At 44.3% G+C, this 19790-nt stretch carries 17 protein-coding genes; all 17 read right to left on the reverse strand.

Annotation, left to right across the window (positions count from 1 at the left end):
- Positions 1-456 precede the first annotated feature (456 nt).
- A complete protein-coding gene (locus EQO05_RS03140; RefSeq protein WP_128503654.1) occupies positions 457-2361 on the reverse strand; it encodes a disaggregatase related repeat-containing protein in 1905 nt (634 codons plus the stop codon).
- A 1084-nt stretch (positions 2362-3445) separates the two neighbouring features.
- Complete coding sequence (locus tag EQO05_RS03145; RefSeq protein ID WP_128503656.1) at positions 3446-5161, reverse strand: glutamate--tRNA ligase; 1716 nt, start codon at positions 5159-5161, stop codon at positions 3446-3448.
- Positions 5162-5444: 283 nt separating this feature from the next.
- On the reverse strand, positions 5445-5750 hold the full coding sequence (locus EQO05_RS03150; RefSeq protein WP_128503658.1) for a hypothetical protein: 306 nt from the start codon (positions 5748-5750) through the stop codon (positions 5445-5447).
- A complete protein-coding gene (locus EQO05_RS03155; protein ID WP_128503660.1) occupies positions 5750-6484 on the reverse strand; it encodes a fumarylacetoacetate hydrolase family protein in 735 nt (244 codons plus the stop codon). The genes EQO05_RS03150 and EQO05_RS03155 overlap by 1 nt, the downstream gene beginning before the upstream one ends.
- 73 nt (positions 6485-6557) lie before the next feature.
- The gene (locus EQO05_RS03160; RefSeq protein WP_128503662.1) at positions 6558-7337 is read right to left on the reverse strand and encodes a dihydroorotate dehydrogenase electron transfer subunit; all 780 of its coding nucleotides are present in this window, start codon (positions 7335-7337) and stop codon (positions 6558-6560) included.
- On the reverse strand, positions 7337-8242 hold the full coding sequence (locus EQO05_RS03165) for a dihydroorotate dehydrogenase (protein ID WP_128503664.1): 906 nt from the start codon (positions 8240-8242) through the stop codon (positions 7337-7339). The genes EQO05_RS03160 and EQO05_RS03165 overlap by 1 nt, the downstream gene beginning before the upstream one ends.
- A gap of 28 nt (positions 8243-8270) precedes the next feature.
- Complete coding sequence (hemC, locus tag EQO05_RS03170) at positions 8271-9221, reverse strand: hydroxymethylbilane synthase (RefSeq protein WP_128503666.1); 951 nt, start codon at positions 9219-9221, stop codon at positions 8271-8273.
- A gap of 32 nt (positions 9222-9253) precedes the next feature.
- Entirely contained in the window at positions 9254-10528 is a 1275-nt protein-coding gene (gene hemL, locus EQO05_RS03175) for a glutamate-1-semialdehyde 2,1-aminomutase (RefSeq protein WP_128503668.1), read from the reverse strand.
- Positions 10529-10888: 360 nt separating this feature from the next.
- Positions 10889-11863, reverse strand: coding sequence for a porphobilinogen synthase (gene hemB, locus EQO05_RS03180; protein ID WP_128503670.1), 975 nt, complete (start codon positions 11861-11863; stop codon positions 10889-10891).
- Between the two features lie 40 nt (positions 11864-11903).
- Positions 11904-13232 (reverse strand): glutamyl-tRNA reductase, encoded by a 1329-nt coding sequence (gene hemA, locus EQO05_RS03185; RefSeq protein WP_128503672.1) that lies wholly within the window; start codon positions 13230-13232, stop codon positions 11904-11906.
- A 215-nt stretch (positions 13233-13447) separates the two neighbouring features.
- Positions 13448-14122, reverse strand: coding sequence for a bifunctional precorrin-2 dehydrogenase/sirohydrochlorin ferrochelatase (locus EQO05_RS03190; RefSeq protein WP_128503674.1), 675 nt, complete (start codon positions 14120-14122; stop codon positions 13448-13450).
- A 36-nt stretch (positions 14123-14158) separates the two neighbouring features.
- Positions 14159-14617 (reverse strand): siroheme decarboxylase subunit beta, encoded by a 459-nt coding sequence (ahbB, locus tag EQO05_RS03195; protein ID WP_128503676.1) that lies wholly within the window; start codon positions 14615-14617, stop codon positions 14159-14161.
- Positions 14618-14621: 4 nt separating this feature from the next.
- Positions 14622-15185 carry a siroheme decarboxylase subunit alpha gene (ahbA, locus tag EQO05_RS03200; protein ID WP_128503747.1) on the reverse strand — a complete coding sequence of 188 codons (564 nt, stop codon included), beginning with the start codon at positions 15183-15185 and terminating at the stop codon, positions 14622-14624.
- Positions 15163-16230: a heme b synthase gene (gene ahbD / locus EQO05_RS03205; RefSeq protein ID WP_128503678.1), complete on the reverse strand. Its 1068-nt coding sequence runs from the start codon at positions 16228-16230 to the stop codon at positions 15163-15165. The genes ahbA and ahbD overlap by 23 nt, the downstream gene beginning before the upstream one ends.
- A 425-nt stretch (positions 16231-16655) precedes the next feature.
- Positions 16656-16997, reverse strand: coding sequence for a hypothetical protein (locus tag EQO05_RS03210; RefSeq protein ID WP_240664304.1), 342 nt, complete (start codon positions 16995-16997; stop codon positions 16656-16658).
- Between the two features lie 144 nt (positions 16998-17141).
- The gene (locus EQO05_RS03215; protein WP_240664305.1) at positions 17142-17933 is read right to left on the reverse strand and encodes a hypothetical protein; all 792 of its coding nucleotides are present in this window, start codon (positions 17931-17933) and stop codon (positions 17142-17144) included.
- 204 nt (positions 17934-18137) lie between these two features.
- The coding region (locus EQO05_RS03220) for a sensor histidine kinase (RefSeq protein WP_128503682.1) at positions 18138-19790 on the reverse strand (1653 nt) is incomplete at its 5' end.

Below are 19790 nucleotides of genomic sequence, written 5' to 3' on the forward strand. Positions count from 1 at the left end.
TTGTCTTTATTTTCTTCACTATACTCATCTCTAAGTTTTAAACTAAACAATTTAATTCAATTATTAAGGTCTTAGAAACTATAGTTAAATTTTTATTTTTAATATCTAAATATATAAAAATAAATTCAATGATGTTCATAAGATCAATTATCTTTTAAATATTAGAAAGGTTAAGGAATAATTGGTTCTCACTATGAAAATGGGGAAAAGACATTTTTAAGGTGTCAGATAAGTTCAAAAAAGAATTAATGAAACGATACGGAAGCTCTGAATAATAATTGTCAAGCTGACATGTACTTTCTTTTTTACGGTATATCTGTGCAGGATTCTTAATGTTGCTCCCTGTGTGAAGAAGTAGGCAGGAAGAATTGAAAGATCTGGATGGGAGCTTATGTGATCTTTCAAACTCCGGTATCTTTGAGTTTTCTTCCTGAAATTCGGATTTTCTGTTATGCTTCACTCTTTTATAGTCAGCATCGGACGCTGGTTTTCGTCTTCCGTCTCGCTACTGTAGAATGCTACGTAATCTGCATTTTCGGTACGAGTTTTTATCAGGAATCCTGTGTTCTCATATTCGCCACTGATATACTCTTTTACGAGATCGGTTACGTTCAGCTCGTAGTACCTGTTATCCGGCATATCGCTTCCGTTCAGAGTTATTGTAGCGTATGGTGCATCTCCCTGAGAGACATTATTCCTATCAAACCAGTCTCCACCGGGCTGTGTCCATGCCACCCCATTATCCCTGCTGTTCCAGGTTACACTTTCAGGGTTCCAGTCTGCAGCTGGTCTGTATATCTCTATAACCGTATCTTCTGGTCTTTCCAGTTCCGGGTAGTGCCAGTAGAGAGACAGAGTTGCACTGCTAATATTCTCAGCATCGTTATATTCATTCAGGTCAAACAGAAGCAGGTTTCTGTACTTTCCTATTCCAGGCCTGTCTCCAATGTCAATATATTCTTTGTCTTGATACACCGTATCAGGAGCGGCTTCCTTGAGTCTGTTGTCAATGACAGTGCCTGCAATATTCTCTTCTGTAAATGATGTGTTATCAGTTCCAGTTACCTGTTCAGAAGCATCCTCTGTAGCGGGAGTTTCATTAACTTCGGTTGTTGTAGTAGTCTCATTTACTGTTGTTGATGCTGAAGTTTCGTTAACCCCTGTTATTGCAGCAGTCTCATTGACTACTGTTGATGCAGCAGTCTCATTAACTGCTGTTGATACAGAAGTTTCATTTTCTTCTGTTTCTGTTACAGCAGTTTCATTGGCTGCTGTCTGATTACTGCTAACTGCAACTTCATTTTCTTCTATTTCTGTTACAGCAGTTTCATTAGTTGCGGTCTGAGCATCGGTTTCAGATGCAGCGCTTACGGTTGTGGTCTCCTGTGTACCCGAAGAACTGCCAAGAGAGCCGTATCCGTATCCTTTTGCTACCCAGTTCTCAACGTTGTGGTCAGATGGTCCCAGTATGTTTGTGCCTGAGCCTACCTGGACGTAAGGCGACACGTTCCACATAACGTTATCATGAACACTAATTGAACCGCTTGCGTGAACATTTCCAATGCCTGCACTGCTGCTTGATCCTTTGAAATCATGCATAATGTTGTGGTGGACATTTGCGTTTGTCAGCTTATTCTCCAGCTCAACGCAGCACCAGCCAGACCCGGCACTGCCTGTAAAGGTATTATGGTCCACTTCAATATTTGCGCAATTATCTATCCTGACACCTGTGTTGGTCTGAACCTCAACATAATTGTTATACATTCTGGAATCTTTAGTTCCGGACAGGAATGATACACCGTCGTGTCCTGAGGACTGTATTCTGCAATTATATACTTCTATTCCGGAGCTTTTACTGATTCTGACACCATCACCATACAGATATCGATCGAATAAAATGTCATGTACTTTACTGTCACTCACAGACGTGAATCTTATGCAGTTTCTATATCCTCCGTGACCTCCGTCTTTAGGTCCGGTTGCCGTACTCTGGAATTGAAGATGAGATATTTCAACGTTAGAAACGCCTGATCCGAATATGTATCCAGGTGCTCCTTCGGAGTTACAAACTGAACCGGTGGCAAAGATTATTGTATCGTCGCCTGAACCTTTCAGTACTACATTAGATTTCAAAACTATAGGTGCACTTATCTTATAAGTGCCAGCACTGAGGAGGACAACTCCAGGGTTACTTGATGTTGCTCCTGATGCTACGGAATTTATTGCATTATTAATTGCAGTCTGGGCATCTGACCCAGACGGATTTACAGTTACTGTATTCTGTGCGCCTAACGCAGCGGGTACGGTTGTTAAAATAAGGCATGTTACCAGGAACAGGGTTCCTATCTGTCTTTTTAGCATCGTATCACCTTTGGGTTGGTTGGAATTTGAGCAAATTCAAGAAATTTATATAGTTATTGTACGTTTTTCCCCAAAGCGCATACGGCTGTTAAACTAAGGCATATTGTCAGGAATAGGGTTTCCTGCTTCATTTTTAGCATCGTATCACCTTTGGGTTGGATCTTGAATTTGAGAAAACTCAAAAAACTACAGGATAATTGTGTATTTCTCCAACAGATGATACGGTTTTTAAATAAAACATGCTGTCAGGAATAGGGTTCCCGAATTCTTTTTTTAGCATTGTATCGCCTCTGGATTGGATTTAGAATTTGAGTAAACTCAAATGCTCCAGGATTTGTATACTTTATCCCAGATATTTCTCAAAATTCCATATTACGTTACTCGTAATGTTTTTCCGAACTATCTAATTAGACCGAGTCTATATCCAATATCTAATTATGCCGGGTCTATACGGTAATTCAAGATTCTAATTACGTCTGCGTAATATTTTTGAATCTATCCAATTCGGTTCTCTGCGATTTTTGTGGGGCGGACACTTTGCACACAGAGTCTCACTCTCCAATCACATTATAGGGATCAGTCATTGGAGTTGGAGCCGGAAATTAGAAGTTTTGGCTTCTATCACTTAAAATATGTTACTGACCACAGGACTTTGCTCCTTCTGGTCAATACCTCCAATTTCACTAATTGCGGCCTCTGGCCGGGTCAACCCTTTTTAAAACTTTTCATTTATCTATTATATAATTACCAGGTTGACAACTACGATTTATACCAATTATATTATAAAATATTTTTGCTTTTTTGTAGATAAATTTGGAGAGCATAATTCATGTAAAGATAGAAAGTTATTAAATAATCGGATCTGATTGAATATTTCTACTAACACCAAAAATCCAATTATCGTAAAATTCAAGTTTTCCACAATTCGGGTAGTAATACTAGCATGCTTCAAATGTGTGTTCTAAAAAAAGAAACTGATTAATTCATACTTTCTAACTGCCGGGAAAATAAAAAAGTTAACCGAAAGCAGATAAAAGAAAAAGGAAGAAAAAGGACAGTTCTCTGCTCCTTTTCTTTCCGAAAATCACTTGTGGGCGAAATAAGCCACGACTTGTTCTTTATCTACTGAATCAATTCTACAAAAACCAAAGCGTTCGAACTGCACTATTTTGTCAAGTTCGGTTGCGATTCCGTGCTCACCGATTCCATTGATATCGCCTTCGGGGCCGCGTACTTTCACATTTATTCCGTCAAGCGGAGCCCAGTGAATAATCTTTGCTTTTGCTTTTTTAAGGGCTTCAAGAGAAATATCGGAGATCTTTGCCTGTAACGGGGAAAGGGAGGTGATTTCGATATTGAGGAAATCCTTCAGGCGGATGATAGAACCTACTTCGAGCTTTTCGACATCATCCTGGCAGACAAGCACTTTATTTTCTGCCGCAATTTCCCGGAATCCTCTGGCGTGGTCAGTGGGGTGAAGCGGAACTTTAGCAACGGCAGGTTTGGCATCTATAATTCCCAGTTCTATCGGATCCCAGACAAAGAAATAACGGTTTGCAATGGGGTCTATAATTTTACGGTTTTCGGCATAGAGAGATTCCATGCTTATGCTTACGTCGGTCATCCCGACTCCCATCTCGATCATGAACTTCTTGAGGGCTTCAGCCTGGATACCACGGCGCCGGATTGCCCTGATTGTGGGAAGCCTCGGGTCATCCCAGCCGCTGTATTCCCCTGCTTCGATAGCTTTTCTCAGGGTACTCGTGCTGAATTTCCCGAACTCATGAATCTTGACCCTGCCCCAGTGAGTTGTTCTCGGGTACTTCCAGCCGAAGTATTTATAGATATAACCCTGACGTTTTTCGCTGTCTATAAGGTCTTTGCCACGGATGATATGGGTCATTCCCAGTTCGTGGTCTTCGATCGCGCCTGCAAAATCAAGAAGGGGCCAGACAACGTACTTATTCCCTATCTCTGGGCGGGGATGCGACATTTTTCTTATTCTGAAAGCTCCCCAGTCCCTCAAAGCGGGGTCTTTATGTTCTATATCGGTTTTGATCCTCAGCACTGCCTGCTGGTCTTCATATTCCCCTGCCAGCATCTTTTTCCAGTGCATAAGATTCTCCTCAGGGCTGACATCCCTGTGCGGGCAACCCTGCTTGGCATCCTTGAACTGTTTGAAGTCTCCCCCTTTACAGAAGCAAACATAAGCTTTGCCCATCTCGATAAGTTTGCTTGCGTAATCGTAATATATTGGGAAATGGTCTGAGGCATAAACCACCTGGTCGGGCACAACTCCGAGCCATTTGAAGTCATCAAGATACCAATCATATGCCTCAAGCATAGGCCTTTTTATATCAGGATCGGTATCGTCGAAACGCAGGACGAATTTTCCTTTATAAATCTTCACGTACTCGGAATTAACTACCATGCCTCTCGCACTGCCCAGGGTAGCAGGCCCATTGGGATTCGGGGCAAAGCGCATAACAACTTTGCCAATTTCTGCCCCCTCAAGGGGTTTTAAGCCTTTGTCTGGCTCTTTTTTTACATTAAGGGCTTCAATAAGCTCAGGGGCAACTTCCAATAGTTTTGACTCCCATGTTTCAGGATTCCCTTTGCTAATCTCAGCAACAATGGCTTCAAGGGCTTCCGACACTCCTTTCGGATCGGATCGGAGTTGAGGGCACTCCCCCATTACCTTACCCATTACAGCTTTGGGCTGGGGAGCTTTCCCATATTTTACAGCGTTTTGATAAGCATATTTTTCAATTGTTTTAAGGTCTTCAGGACTTAAAGTCATAGGAGTTTCTCCAAAAATAAAACTGTATTGAATGATTACAACCCTTTTCAGAAAAGGGTTATCGAAAACGATTGAACATTACGACGCATGATCACAAGCCTTTTCAAAAAAGGCTTGAGCGCAAACTTTTTCAAAAAAGTTTGATCAAAAACGCATGCTTTATCTAAACCGGCAAAGCGGCGTGATAAACCGGCGCAACGGTTTCGGATCAATGGTCGTGGGTCAACGGTTTTTGGACAGCGGTTTGCATGATAGTTTTCCAGGGAACTTGTTTCAGAGGATTTTATTTGGGAATTGATGTTTCAATTTCCCGGATGCGGGATAATTTCTCATTGATTTTCTCAAGCTCCGGTTCAAAATTTTCCAGGAATTTCGGAACAGCATCGCCGGGCACTGCGCCCTGGGCTGAGGGCTTGATAAGGTTAGCTTGCTCAAGAACCCTGAGGGAGTAGCGTACTTTATGGTTTTGCATTCCGGTAACTTCTGCAAGTTTCAGGATTCCGATAGGAGCTTCTTCAATCACTTTTTTGAGCACCAGCAGGTGGCGCTCGATAAGGTCAAGTTCAGTTCCGATATGCTCAAGCAGCATCAGACAACCTCGTTTCTAAGTGTTCCGATTCCCTGGATTTCAACTTCAACAATATCCCCGCGCTGAAGTTCTCCAACTCCGGGCGGCGTCCCTGTGGTAATAACATCTCCCACTTCCAGGGTCATGATCTCGGTGATGAATTCAATAAGATAAGGAATATCAAAAATAAGGTTTGAAGTGCTGGAAGCCTGCCTCGTTTCACCATTCACCCTGCAGGCAATCTTTGCATCCGTAATATCAAGCTCGTCAGGAAAAGCGAGATATGGACCGAAAGCTGCAAAGGTGTCAAAACTCTTTGCCCTTGTCCACTGTCCGTCTTCTTGCTGAAGATCCCGCGCTGTCACATCGTTAAAGCAGGTATAACCCGCAATTACGTCTTCGGCTTTTGAGGCTGAGATATTTTTACAGCGCTTGCCTATAACGACTGCCAGTTCGGCTTCATATTCCACTCTGGAGCTTGATGCCGGATAAATTATCTTGTCCTCATGCCCTATAACAGCTGACGGAGGCTTTAAAAAGAGAACAGGGTTTTTCGGGACTTCCATGTGCAGTTCTTCAGCATGGTCCCGGTAGTTCAGGCCGACACATACGATTTTGGAGGGAGACGCAGGTGGAAGGACGCGAAGTTCCGATAGCTCAAAGATCCCTGCGGGAGTCCCTCCCTTCGGATAGACGCGTCCATCTTCGATTTCTCCATAAAAAATCTCATCTCCTGATCTGAACCTTCCAATCATGTCTCTGTTTTCTCCTGCTTTTCGGGATGGTTTCGTCTGCTTCCCTTCATTTTTTAAAGGGATATATTCAAACTTAAATTTTAACTCTTCGCCCACTGGCGTCCCGCGTGTATCTTCCCAGCTCGGAATCAAGAAGCTGCACGCCTGAAAACACAGGCCCGTCCCTGCAAACCCTTAGTCCGGACCGGTCTATACAGCACGCCCCACAGACTCCGATCCCGCATTTGAAATAACGGTGGAGGCTGAATTCAGATTTCGCAAGAACTTTCCTGTCTTCAAGCAGCCTGAAAACCGAAGCCATCATTATTTCCGGCCCGCAGACTGCAATTCTATCATAAGCCGAAAGGTCGAGGCGGCTGAGCACATCGGTTACGAAGCCCTTTGTTCCTTTTGAGCCATCATCCGTAGAAATGTAAACATTCCCTGCTTCTGCAAAGCGCTCTTCAAAAATCAGGTCACCTTCACTCCGCGCTCCAAGAACCGTGTGCATCTCAGAGCCTGCAGCACTGGCTGCCTCAGCATAAGGAGCAAGAGGAGCGGATCCTACCCCGCCTGCAACAATAAGGGTTTTTTCTTCCTTCGAAGGCAGGGAAAAACCGACTCCAAAAGGTCCTCTTAACCCGAAAGAATCCCCTTCTTTCAATTCAAAGAGCTTTGAGGTCGCCTCGCCGACTCTCTGGACAGTTATGGAATTCTTACTTGAGAGTCCCATGGGGATCTCGTCCACGCCCCTTACCCAGACCATTACAAACTGTCCGGGCTTCATAGTCTCAAACTGATAATCGAAAAAGAAAGTCCTGACAGAAGGGGACTCTTCATTTATTTTTACTATTGTAGCATTAAGAGGAAGCATCAGACCATCTCATGGGAAAGCCCTATTAATTCTTTTACATCCGAATAGCCTTTCCTCTGAAGGAAAGTTTCGATCCCTGCACTGATTTCGGAGAATATATCAAGCCTGTCATAAACAGCAGACCCTATCTGGACAGCCGCGGCTCCTGCCATCATCATTTCTACCGCGTCCTGCCAGGAGGATATCCCGCCTACCCCTATTACAGGGATTTCCAGGGCAGTGTAGAGGTCATAAACGCATTTGACAGCTACGGGTTTTACGGCTTTTCCCGAAAGCCCGCCTGAACGGTTCCCCAGGACAGGATACCCTGACTCGATATCGATAGCCATCCCCTTTACGGTATTGATTGCAACAACTGCATCCGCACCGCCTGATTCTGCCGCATTTCCTATACACGTAATGTCCGAAACATTCGGGGTAAGCTTAACCCAGACAGGTACGTTTACCACATCTTTTACTGCGGCTGTGACGGCTTCTACCAGGCAGGGATTGGAGCCAATAGCAGCCCCGTACCCTTCGGCATGCGGGCAGCTTACATTAAGCTCGAAAGCATCGGGCTTTCCGGGGAGCAGGCCCTCGGCAACCTCCTTAAATTCGGCAGGGCTTCCGCCAAAGATGCTTGCAATCACCGGGACATCCGAATCTTTTTTTGCGGTCTCGAGTTCCTGGAGAAATCCGGGATAGGAAGGATTCGGAAGCCCCATAGCATTCAAAAATCCGCAGTCAAGCTTGATCATGCTCGGGTTAGGGTGACCGGTTTTAGGCGCGGGACCTATGGATTTGGTCACAACTGCGCCTGCTCGTCCTTGGCGTGCAACCCTGCACAGCGATGCTCCGGTCGTGCCCAGCACTCCGGCTGCAAGGATGGTAGGATTTTCCAGTTTAAGTCCGGTAAGCGTATACATAGCTGGTTCCTTTCTGGGCGGGTAATTATCAGCCGTCTAAATTGTCCGGGCCGCAAGAATTTCCGGAAAGCTGCAGGAGCGCTTCTTCAGCCAGCTTCCTGCCACCCATCTCTACAAGCCTGTGCCCGAGTTCCCTGGCCTCTTCAGGGGCCCCTAGCATGGGGATAAATTCATCTATTCTGATAGACTCCGTCCCATCAAGGGAAAGGACTTCGGCCCGGATATGGATTTCTTTTCTGTCAGGCGTAATTTCGGCGTAGGAACCCACCGGAGTGGTACAGCCCCCACCGAGTTCGGAAATCAGGATACGCTCGATTTCCGTAGCAATCCGGCTGTCAGTATGGTCAAGTCTGGAGACCGCAGCTTCAGCTTCAGTGCCCGCCCCTGTGACAACTGCAACTGTCCCCTGGTTCGGGGAGGGGCAGAAGAAATCAGGAGAAAGAATCTCTCCTTCAAGCTCCCAGCCAAGGCGCTCAAGTCCTGCTTTCGCAAGCAGGATACCATCGTACTGTCCTTCTTTTAGCTTCCTGAGCCTTGTATCGATATTACCCCTTAAGTCCTGCGTAATAAGGTCAGGTCTATAGCGTTTAATCTGGGCAGCTCTTCTCAGGGAACTGGTCCCTATAATGGACTGCTCGGGAAGCTCATCCAGCGGAGTCCCGTTATAAGTGAGCAGAATATCAAATGGGGTATCCCGCTTCAGCACGGCAGCGGTTGGAAGGGCCGGAGGACGGATAGTTGGCATATCCTTCATGGAATGGACAGCAATATCTATTTCTCCTGCAAGCATAACATCGTCCAGTTCTCTGACGAAAGCCCCGACTCCGCCTGATACTGCGTGCAGAGGCCGGTCCGTAAACCTGTCTCCACTGGTTTTTATAATTTTCAAGCTGGTTTCAACGCCCTGTGCTTTCAAAAGGCGTGCAACATTCTCGGCCTGGGCGAGCGCAAGCTGGCTGCCCCGCGTACCTATTATCATATGGAATCCTCGTTTTAAAAATGCAAGTCCGTTCAGAGATTTTTGGTATATGCTTTAAGTGTCTCTTCTATATCCTCTTCGCTGTGGGCTGCAGAGACGAAATTGGTCTCAAACTGCGAGGGAGGGAGGAAAATTCCGCTTGCGAGCATCCTGTGGAAGAAAGCAAAATAACCCTCCTTATCGCACTTCAGAACCTCCTGGTAATTGTGAGGTTCAGCCCCAAAGAAAATCTTAAACATTGAAGCAATTCCGCACACGCTGTAATCAAGCCCTTCATCCTCAACGATTTCGGCAAGTACAGCCCGTATGTAATCGCCTTTCGAATTGAGTTTTTCATGGATTTTTTCCTGTTCCAGATAGTCAAGCACTGCAATACCCGCAGCCACGGAACAGGGGCTTCCGCTGAAAGTTCCTGCCTGGTAGACAGATCCGGAGGGGGAGATCATTTCCATAATTTCCCGCCTGCCTCCAAAGACCCCTATAGGCAGCCCTCCCCCCACGATCTTTCCAAGGGTGGTCATATCAGGCACGACCCCGAAGTATTCCTGTGCACCTCCCATTGCTAACCTGAATCCGGTGATAACCTCATCGAATATGAGAAGCACATCGTTTTCCCGGGTAAGCTTCCTGAGTTCCTCCAGATATCCGGGCAGGGGAGTTATCGGGCCTATGTTCCCGAGCACAGGCTCTATTATAACAGCAGCCAGCTCGTTCCTATTCTTCTCTACAAGCCCGGTGATTGCTTCAATATCATTGTATGGAGCCTGCAGGGTATGCTTCGTGAAATCTGCAGGAATGCCCAGGGAATCAGGCTCTCCAAGCGTTGTAGCTCCCGATCCCGCTTTTACCAGCACCGCATCATGGGCTCCATGAAACCCGCCTTCGATTTTAATGAATTTGTTCCGGCCTGTAAAGCCGCGGGCAAGGCGGAGAGCGCTCATAGTTGATTCAGTGCCTGTGGATACGAAACGGAGCATATCGATACTTGGGTAATATCCTGCAATTCTTTCTGCAAGGTTTACCTCAAGTTCTGTAGGGGTTCCGTAGAGCCAGCCTTTATCAAGCTGGGTTTTAATGGCCTCTTTTATTACAGGGTGGTTGTGCCCGAGAATCGCAGGGCCATAAGCCAGACAGTAATCGATGTATTCGTTCCCGTCAAGGTCCTTTATTTTTGAACCGTCAGCCGATGCCGTATAGAAAGGGTAGGGTTTGATTGCACGTACCGGGCTGCTTACCCCACCCGGAATAAGGGTCTTTGCTTTCTCATACATCTGTCTGGACTTCTCAAGTGTTACTTCAGATATCATGGAAATCTCACCGGATTGGACTGAAGATCTTAATAATTGATTGTAAATTTAATTAAAGTTCTGGATTGGGCTTAATATTGTACACTGGATTAAAGTTAACTGCATATTAAATTCAAATCATTATTAAATTGGATTTTATATTAAACGGAAATTATATATTAAACTGCACTCTCTAGTAAAGGTTTTTCACATCTTGCTGTGTCCTTTTCTATCTTATAACAGAGCCTTCCCCTATTAAGCAGTTATTGATGGAATTGAGGGATGAGTTCATGAAATGAGCAATAGGCTTGAAACAGGGAGGCGGAGTGAAGAAAAACGAATAAACTTTCTGAAAAGAAGGAGCGCCTGAAAAAAAGGCGCTTACTTCAGCATGCGGGCAGCATCCTTTGCAAAGTATGTAATGATGATGTCAGCTCCTGCCCTTTTGATGGAAATCAAAGATTCGTACATGGCTTTCTTTTCATCAAGCCAGCCGTTAGCTGCGGCGGCTTTGAGCATGGCGTACTCTCCGCTCACATTGTATGCGGCTGTCGGCATTCCGTACTCCGTTTTCACCCGGTAGATAATATCAAGATAGGGAAGGGCTGGCTTTACCATTATTATATCTGCCCCTTCTGTCACATCAAGGGTTACTTCCCTGAGCGCTTCATCGCTGTTTGCAGGGTCCATCTGATAGGTGGAGCGGTCTCCGAAGGAATACCCGGATTCTGCGGCTTCCCTGAATGGTCCGTAGAAAGCGGAGTGGAACTTTGCAGCGTAGGACATGATCGGGATGTTTTCAAAACCTTCCATGTCAAGAGCTTGCCTGATGGCTTCTACCATCCCGTCCATCATTCCTGAGGGGGCTACCATGTCAGCACCTGCTTTTGCATGGCTGACTGCAATTTTCCCGAGAATCTCAAGCGTAGGGTCGTTCAGGACTTCCTTTGTTTCAAAGTCGATGACCCCACAATGCCCGTGGCTTGTGTATTCGCACATGCAAATGTCCGTGATCACCACAAGTTCGTCTCCAAGTTCGGCCTTGATTCTCCTGACGGCTTCCTGGATGACGTCAGTTTCCCCATATGAGGAACTGCCTTCCGCGTCCTTGAAAGCAGGCACCCCAAAAAGGATTATTGCAGGGATTCCGAGTTCTGCAATCTCTTTTGCCTCTCTTGCAACCTCTGAAAGAGGAAAACCGTATACTCCGGGCATGGAGGAAATCTCAATAGCGGATTCGATAGTTTCATTCACAAAAATAGGCTGAACCAGGTCGTCTAAGGATAAGGTAGTTTCACGCACAAGGTTCCTGATTTTTCCTTTTCTCAATCGTCTTAACCTGACATCTGGAAACATTTGATCACTTCTGTAACTGCGAATTCAGCATAATTTCTGATTATTCTTTATGAATTGCTTTTTCGGAAACCTGATTTAACTGGCTTCCACATTCAGGCTTCATTTTTTCAACTCTGGTTCTATCTTTTTCGAGACAGAAGATTCTTGAAACTACATCAAGGAATTCTTCATTTCCGAGTTCTGCGGCCTGGCGGAGAACTTTGGTAGGTTCGGCAAGAATCTTATTCACGATGGAATGAGTAAGGTCGTCAAGCACCTCGGTCTCGATATCACCTATAGTATGATACGAACAGAGCCGGTTGACAGCTTTTTCCCTTTCCCGTATCCTGACGTTATACACCTGCCTGTAAAGGTCTGAGATAATCCGATCGGCTTTCTGGCGCTTATACTGGAGGTTTAAAAGCCTGATTTCTTCCTGAATTATGGCTTCGGCTTTTTTAGCTTCTTCTTTTCTCATTTTAAGCGTTTTTTCACTGATTACTCTGAGATTGTCAATGTTACATAATTCCACGTTCTCAAGTTCAGCAGCCGACTCCTCGATGTCCCTGGGATTTGCGATATCGATTAAGAGGAGTTTACGGGATTTATCCCGACCCTGTATGGATTTTTCAACGATTTCCCTGGTTAATATGTAATGCGGAGCGCCCGTGCCACTGATTACAACGTCAGCGTCTTTAAGGTGAGCCTGGATATCATCAAGCCTGACTGCGTACCCTCCGAGTTCGTAGGCAATTTCCTCGGCTTTCTGGAAGGTGCGGTTAGCAATATATATTGCCTCAATATCTTTTTCAGCCAGCGCCTTTGCGACAAGAACTCCTATTTCTCCTGCCCCGATTACGAGTACGGATTTTCCTGTGAGCCCTTCCAGAATATCTTCTGCAAGATCCACAGCCGCGGAACCTATGGAAACCGATCCTTTATTAATTCGGGTTTCATTACGGATACGTTTTCCTACCTGAATAGCCTTATCAAACGCAGTGTCAAGGATTTTTCCGGTCGTTCCCGCTTTTTTGGAATGAGCATAAAGCTCCTTTATCTGGCCCAGGATCTGGTCTTCTCCGACGATCATGGATTCAAGACCGCCGGAAAGCCTGAGCAGGTGTTCAAGGGACTCATCATGCCCATAGAAGTCGATAATATGGGTGGAAGCTCCCATTTCTTTTGCAAAAGAGAAAAGCACACTGCTGCTCTTGGGGGAAACAACGTAAATTTCAACGCGATTGCAGGTTTTTAAGACAACACACTCATAAACGTACTCGTGATTGTACAGATTGTGGAGCAGACCGTCCAGATCTCCGTGCCAGGCGGACTCCATTTCCTCAACTTTTGCTTTTTTATGGGATATAACCATACTTGAGATTTCTGTCACAGAGAGCCTCCGGATAGAATGAATAAAGGAAATAGAATAATAATATAAGGAGTTGTAAATTAAACTTTGTCTGTACTCCTACCTTTTTTCACCAAACGATTTTTACTTACAGAGTATTTTGATTTAAAGTTTCCATTTACAGAGTTCTGATTAATAAAGTACTTCGATTCAGGGAAATTTTTGAAACTCTGCTGGTTCTGGCTTTCTGCCAGGCTTCACCCTTCCGAGTTTTCCAGGCAATGTGAAATTATCTCATATGCCCTTTCGGCTGCCTTTTCATACGACTCGGAAAAGCCATTCCAGACAGCCTCGCTTTCAAGGATTTCCCAGAGAATTGCCTTTCTCTGTCTTTGCTCCGGGACATGCTGCTTGAGGTAATTCCTGAGTTCACCCTGAAGCCGAATCATGTCCGAATATTCCGGAGTAATAAGACCTTCGATTTGCCTGCGAGTGTATTTTGAGACTGCGGGACTGTGTCCGAGAGTGGAAATCCCGATTACAAGGTCTCCTCTTTTTATTACTGATGGGATTACGACATTACCTAAAGCGTCTACCTGATTAATCAAAATATCGCTCTTCCGTGCAATAGCTGCTATTTTCTGGTTAAGCCCGAAGTTGCTTGTTGCGGGTATGGCGATAAAAGCACCTGAAATAAGTTCCCTGAGTTCGAAATCCGAAGCTGCAAGCAGGTCAAGCCGAACAAGCCGCACCTGCCCTGAAGCTTCAAGTTCATACAGCCGCCGGGAAAATTCGAGACTGGCAACAAGGGTATCTGCGCAACCTGAGAAGAGCTCAGCTTTGCGTTCTCCAACCGAACCGCCTCCGAATATGACGATTTTCCTGCCAGACAGGTCAAGCATAAGCGGGAGAAAGTTATTTGTTTCAGCCATAGCCAGGAACCTCGCAAAAGACCTTAAGGCTGACCCTTAAAGCCTGACTCCGGTTTTTTTGAACTCCCTTTCACTGAAAAAGAGGGTATAATCCTTAATCCCGGTAGCTTCCGAAATTCTAACTGCTACCTCTTCACAGTTCTCCGGCGTGTAGGAATGAACCATAGTGAACAGATTATACGGCCAGTCAGGATAGCGCGGGCGTTCATAGCAGTGAGTCACCTCAGGGAATTCTGCCATGATATTCCCTACTGTTTCTATCTTCTCATCAGGAACATTCCAGACACACATTGCATTGGCTTTTATGCCTATAGCCCTGTGCCCGATTGAAGCCGCAAAGCGACGGATCTTCCCAGCTTTCTGGAGGTTTTTAAGCCTGTCAACAACCTCCTGTTCACTGATCCCAAGTTCAGAAGCAAACCCTTTGAAAGGAGAATGAGTGATCGGAATTCCGTCCTGCACCAGTTTTAGCAGTTTTACATCCGTTTTATCCATAATTTCACCTGATATCAAATTTTACCTGAATCTTAAACAGGTGCTTTGTAGGAAGATCAAGAAGAGGACAGCCTGTTTTCTCCCGAATTTCGCTGAGAATCTTCTCAAGCCTGTTTTTATTTGGAGCCGAAAGCGTAAACCAGAGATTATATTGTGCAGCACTTCTAAGATAATTATGGGAAACTTCGGGATACTCGTTAATAAAAATAGCAATTTCCTCTATGCGGGACTCGGGCACTTTCAGAGCTACAAGAGTACTTACGCCTCCCATATTTCTCATGCTGAGGACAGGACCTACTCTTCTTACTGCCCCTTTCCTGTTGAGTTCACGCAGCCTATCAATCACCTCAATTTCCGGAAGCCTGAGAATCTCGCCTAACCTTGCAAAAGGTTCGACATCGAGGGGGACTTCCTGCTGGATAAGGTTGAGGATTCTTTTGTCGGTCTCGTCAAGTTCTATTACCGGAACCTCCCCTTCATAAGGATCCATATCACAGGAAAATTCGGCAGCCTCTTTCTGGAGCCGATCTTTATAATTTTCAATGTCAATCATCCTGATCACTACCATTTTTTCGTGGCCTGTAGATACAGTAAGGCTCTTCTTCAAGATAATCGCCCGTAGCAGCATAAGCCCTTGCCCTGCAGCCGGCACAGACCTTTTTGTATTCGCAGATCCCACATTTTCCTTTAAGTTCCTCAGGATTCCTTAGTTTTGCAAAGACTTCGGAATTCTCCCAGATCTCTCTGAAAGGCTGTTCCCTGAGTTTGCCAGCAAGCACGGGCAGATAGCCGCAAGGGTAGACTTCGCCAACGCTTGATACGAAGCAAAAACCTGTGCCTCCGAGGCAGCCTTTTGTCATTGCTTCGTAGCCGTGGGTTTTAACCGAGATTTCGATACCTTCTTTTTTTGCCTGCTGGCGCATTATCCTGAAGTAGTGGGGGGCACAGGTTGCCTTCAACTGGATTTCCGATTCTTTCTGCATATCATAGAACCAGTGCAGTATGCGCTCATAGTCTGCAGGGGAAACCTCATCGGATTCTTCTCCCCTGCCCGTAGGCACAAGGAAAAAGACATGATACGCAACGGCTCCAAGCTTTTTTGCAAGCTCAAAAGTCTTATGGATTTCTTCAAGATTGCGTTTTGAGACCGTGGTATTGATCTGGAAGGGAAAATCTGATTTCCTGAGAAGTTCAATGCCTGCAAGCGTCCTTTCAAAAGCGCCGGGCACGCCCCTGAAATTATCGTGCGTTTCGGCAGTCGCTCCATCAATACTGATACTGAGCCGCTGGACACCCGCCTCTTTCAACTTATCCACAACTTCAGGCGTGAGAAGTGTGCCGTTTGTTGCAAGCACAACTCGAAGCCCGGCATCAGTGCCGTAACGTGCAAGCTCAAAAACGTCAGGTCTGGTAAGAGGCTCGCCTCCGCTCATAATGAGAATGGGTCTTCCAAGCCCTGCAACCTCATCAATGAAGTGTTTGGCTTCATCCGTTGTAAGTTCACCTGCCGGGACCGAAGAGGTGGAAGCTCCCCTGCAGTGTACGCAGTTCAGGTTGCATCCTGCAGTCAGTTCCCATGCAATAAGCCTTGGTGCATTTGTCATGTCAATCATAAATTAGCTGTTTTATTAATGGCAGTTAATGTTTAATGAGATTTACAAATTAATGATTATCAGGAAGTTAAAATCATATCTCCAGGACCTGATAGCTGCCAGATTAATTTTTCCGGGAGTCAGTCCATTGAGACTGGAAAGATCTGGATTTGAAACCTGAGAGGTCATATTAATAAAGTAATATTAATATTCTACCATTTCAAACAAAAAATGTAGAAAAAGAAAAGAATCAGGTGTTACACGCATCTGTCTCTTTCAGGTTTATTGATAATTAATTTTCAAACCAAGCCTTTCAGAGCTAAAATAGTAAATATAAACTCAATGGCAGGTAAATAAAAATTCAGTAATTTGTAAATATAAAAATGAATATTTGGTAAATATAAATCCAATTGCTAAAAACTATGCCTAAATAGAAGTTCTCCCATTTAAACCGTAACTATTCCTATCATTATCGGAGCCTCATAATCCCAGTATACATCTATAGTTGCCGTGCTCCAGCGATCCAGAGATACTGAGGTATTTTCCTCTGCAACTCCGTTATCCAACACGACTCTCAAGGTATATTCTCTTGATTCGAGGGAGTTTCTCAGGCTAAAAGGTTTTGTCCTTGAAACCGATTCGTCCGGATGGAGTTTGTATGTTTCCTTAAATACAGATTTGTTATCATAATCCAGTATTTCAACTGAGACTTCATGAGTTCCTGCATCATAGTTTTTTAATTCGAAAAAATTATCTAGAGCAGGACCAGCGAGAAGAAATATTAGCAAATAATAGCCTGCTATTGCAGCTAAGGGTATGAATAACAGAAATAAAAGTAATTTCCTAAAATTCCGCATTTGTAATACCTACCACTATAATAGAAGGAGCTTTAACTTCTTTTTACTATCTATTGGAAAGTCTATTAGCATAATTCAGGAGGTTTCATCCGCATAGTATTCTGGACTATATCGATTGTTCCATTGAGAAGAGTTCATCCAAGGTATCTCCTGTCCCAGAATAACCCTGACTTTTAAAAAGCCTGTACGGCTAACAGTGGCTTTTATTTCGCTAAGATATTGACCCCTGTATTTTCGTGGCCACTCGTTAGGATCGTTATGTGCATCCAAATGGATATGGAAGTGTATTGGAGCTCCCTGTCGATAATCACTAACATAAACATAGCTTTCATATATAGGAATCGAAGCATACTTAGTGTATTCTCCGTAAGGCACTACTAGACTATTTGAAACATTTTCAACCGGGAATAATATCGGGCTTTCATTATTTATGGGATCAAAGATGTCGTAGTAATCTGCAACGAAATCCGCACTAAAAGAAATATCCTGAAGCCTGGATTCGTTTGTCCTGAACCCAAGCATAGGTCCTTTCTCAGTTTCTGCAATGAAGGTTGTCCAGCCTCCTGGTATTGTTTTGTTGTTAAAAATCTCAGTTGCATTTTCAAAATAAGGGCCTCTGCGGTGTTTTTCAGGCCAGTTGTTGATTTCGTGCATAAGCTCCTGAGTAAAATAAGGGTCTTTTTGAGCAGGGGGAGTAAAGAATCTGCCTTCTTTTGTTGCAGGGATTGGAACCATTATTACGGTGGGCTCCGGAACGTCTTTTCCGGAAAGGCCGGTCACTTCAACCTCATAAAAACAAAGATACCTTTGACCATCATCTCTCCAGTCTTTCGCATCCATATATATAGAGTGAAATAAAATGCTCACTGAAATGCCGCCCAAAAAAAGAATCAAAAACAAAGCAATAAGTAACAGATTTCTTCTTCTCACTTTTACTCACCCTTTTTATATCCAAAAATAGGGAGAAGTAGTTCTTCAATATTCTTAATATGTTTTACAATTTAAAATTAACGTCTCGGTTCCAAATCTCCTTTTTTCTTATCATGCCTCTACTATTTTTTTATCTGGCTATTATCTTTCTGCCACACTGAAAGTAATTCTGAATTCCGTTTTATGGTCTCTTTTAAGCTCAACTTTCCCACCAAGCTGGTCAACAAGGATATCTACTAACTGCAGCCCCAGAGATTCAAGAGTTTCCAGCTTTATGTTTTCGGGAATTCCTCTTCCGTTATCCGAAACTGTCAGGCTGAAGAGTGACTCATTTGCCTTATTATTCCTTTCTTCCCTGCAAAGCTTGATTCGAATTTCCCCTTCTTCGTCCTTAGTAAAAGCATGTTTGAGAGAATTAGAAATAAGCTCATTGACAATTATTCCTAACGGGACAGCAATATCCATATCAAAAAATGTGTTTTCCTCCAGGTCCATATAGAGGTGGATGCCCTTACTCCTGAGGCTATAAGTCTTGAAAAGATTTCTAGCTAATTTTTGAAGATAGGCAGAAAAATTCAGAGTATCTGTCCCTTCCCCTTTGTAGAGCTCTTCATGAATCAGGGTCATTGAAATGACACGGTCCTGGCTTTCTCTGAAAGCTTCCAGTACCTTCTTATCCTGGAATCTTTCAGCCTGGAGATCCAGCAGGGAAGAAATTACCTGCAAGTTATTCTTGATTCTGTGATGTATTTCTTTTATCCGGATTTTTTCAATTCTAGCCATTGTTTCTTCTGTTTTGATGCGCTCAGTAATATCCTGAACTATTCCCTTCACCCGGACAGGGAGATTATGCTTATCAAAGATAACTTCAGCTTTTGAATGGACTGTACGTTCTTCCCCATTAGCTAGGATAATACGATAATCAATGCCAGCTTTAGGCCCTTTTTTCAATCCCTTTTTAATGTTTTTATCTACATAGTCCCGATCGTCGGGGTGGATATAATTTAAAAGTTCATTACGGGAAGGAGCTGGTTTCTGAGGACTGCGCCCAAAAATATGGTATAGCTCATTAGACCAGTATCCTTCACCAGTTACAAGATCCCAACTCCAATTTCCAATATGAGCCATTTTCTGGGCTTCAGCAAGTCCGGTTTCGCTTTCTTTCAACGACTCATATGCCTTCTCAAGCTCTTGTGTCCGTTTCTTAACTAGTTGCTCCAGATTCTCATATGCTTTTTTCAGGGCTTCTTCAGCTTTTTTGCGCTCGGTGATATCACGCGCTGTAGCAAATACCCCAATGACTTTGCCAGTCTCGTCTTTATAAATAGACGCGTTATATAATACCGGTGTTACATGTCCGTTTTTATTCTGAATTTCAAGAGCGTAATCCCGAACTTCACCATATATGAAGACCTGCTGATATCCTTTTCTGGCTTTCTCGGGTTCGGTGAAATAATCCGAAAAATCAGACCCAATTAACTCCTCTCTGGGATAGCCGGTAACCAGTTCAGTAGCATTATTCACATCCGTAATCTTGCCATCAGGCCCAATAGTTACCAGGGGGTCCAGACTGGCTTCAATAAGGCTGCGATTATAGATATTTGATAGCCTCAGAGCTTCTCCGGCTTTCTTCTGCTCAGTAACATCTCTGGCAATAGTTGAGACGGCAACAAGCTCTCCAGATGTATCAAACACAGGAGAAAGAGTTACTGAAACATTTATTACTATGGGAGCGCAGAGGGTCACGAATACCCCGTCCTTCAGGTCGGGGATGAAGTGAACCCTCGCCTCTTC

This window comes from Methanosarcina sp. MSH10X1 (genome assembly GCF_004099695.1).
Lineage (GTDB): Archaea > Halobacteriota > Methanosarcinia > Methanosarcinales > Methanosarcinaceae > Methanosarcina.

Coding starts and splice junctions, on each gene's coding strand:
- hemL (WP_128503668.1), bottom strand. CDS start 10,528: ATGATATCTGAAGTAACACTTGAGAAGTCCAGACAGATGTATGAGAAA.
- EQO05_RS03190 (WP_128503674.1), bottom strand. CDS start 14,122: ATGGCTGAAACAAATAACTTTCTCCCGCTTATGCTTGACCTGTCTGGC.
- EQO05_RS03145 (WP_128503656.1), bottom strand. CDS start 5,161: ATGACTTTAAGTCCTGAAGACCTTAAAACAATTGAAAAATATGCTTAT.
- ahbA (WP_128503747.1), bottom strand. CDS start 15,185: ATGGTAGTGATCAGGATGATTGACATTGAAAATTATAAAGATCGGCTC.
- hemB (WP_128503670.1), bottom strand. CDS start 11,863: ATGTTTCCAGATGTCAGGTTAAGACGATTGAGAAAAGGAAAAATCAGG.
- ahbB (WP_128503676.1), bottom strand. CDS start 14,617: ATGGATAAAACGGATGTAAAACTGCTAAAACTGGTGCAGGACGGAATT.
- EQO05_RS03150 (WP_128503658.1), bottom strand. CDS start 5,750: ATGCTGCTTGAGCATATCGGAACTGAACTTGACCTTATCGAGCGCCAC.
- EQO05_RS03155 (WP_128503660.1), bottom strand. CDS start 6,484: ATGATTGGAAGGTTCAGATCAGGAGATGAGATTTTTTATGGAGAAATC.
- EQO05_RS03160 (WP_128503662.1), bottom strand. CDS start 7,337: ATGCTTCCTCTTAATGCTACAATAGTAAAAATAAATGAAGAGTCCCCT.
- EQO05_RS03140 (WP_128503654.1), bottom strand. CDS start 2,361: ATGCTAAAAAGACAGATAGGAACCCTGTTCCTGGTAACATGCCTTATT.
- EQO05_RS03165 (WP_128503664.1), bottom strand. CDS start 8,242: ATGTATACGCTTACCGGACTTAAACTGGAAAATCCTACCATCCTTGCA.
- hemC (WP_128503666.1), bottom strand. CDS start 9,221: ATGATAATAGGTACGCGGGGCAGCCAGCTTGCGCTCGCCCAGGCCGAG.
- ahbD (WP_128503678.1), bottom strand. CDS start 16,230: ATGATTGACATGACAAATGCACCAAGGCTTATTGCATGGGAACTGACT.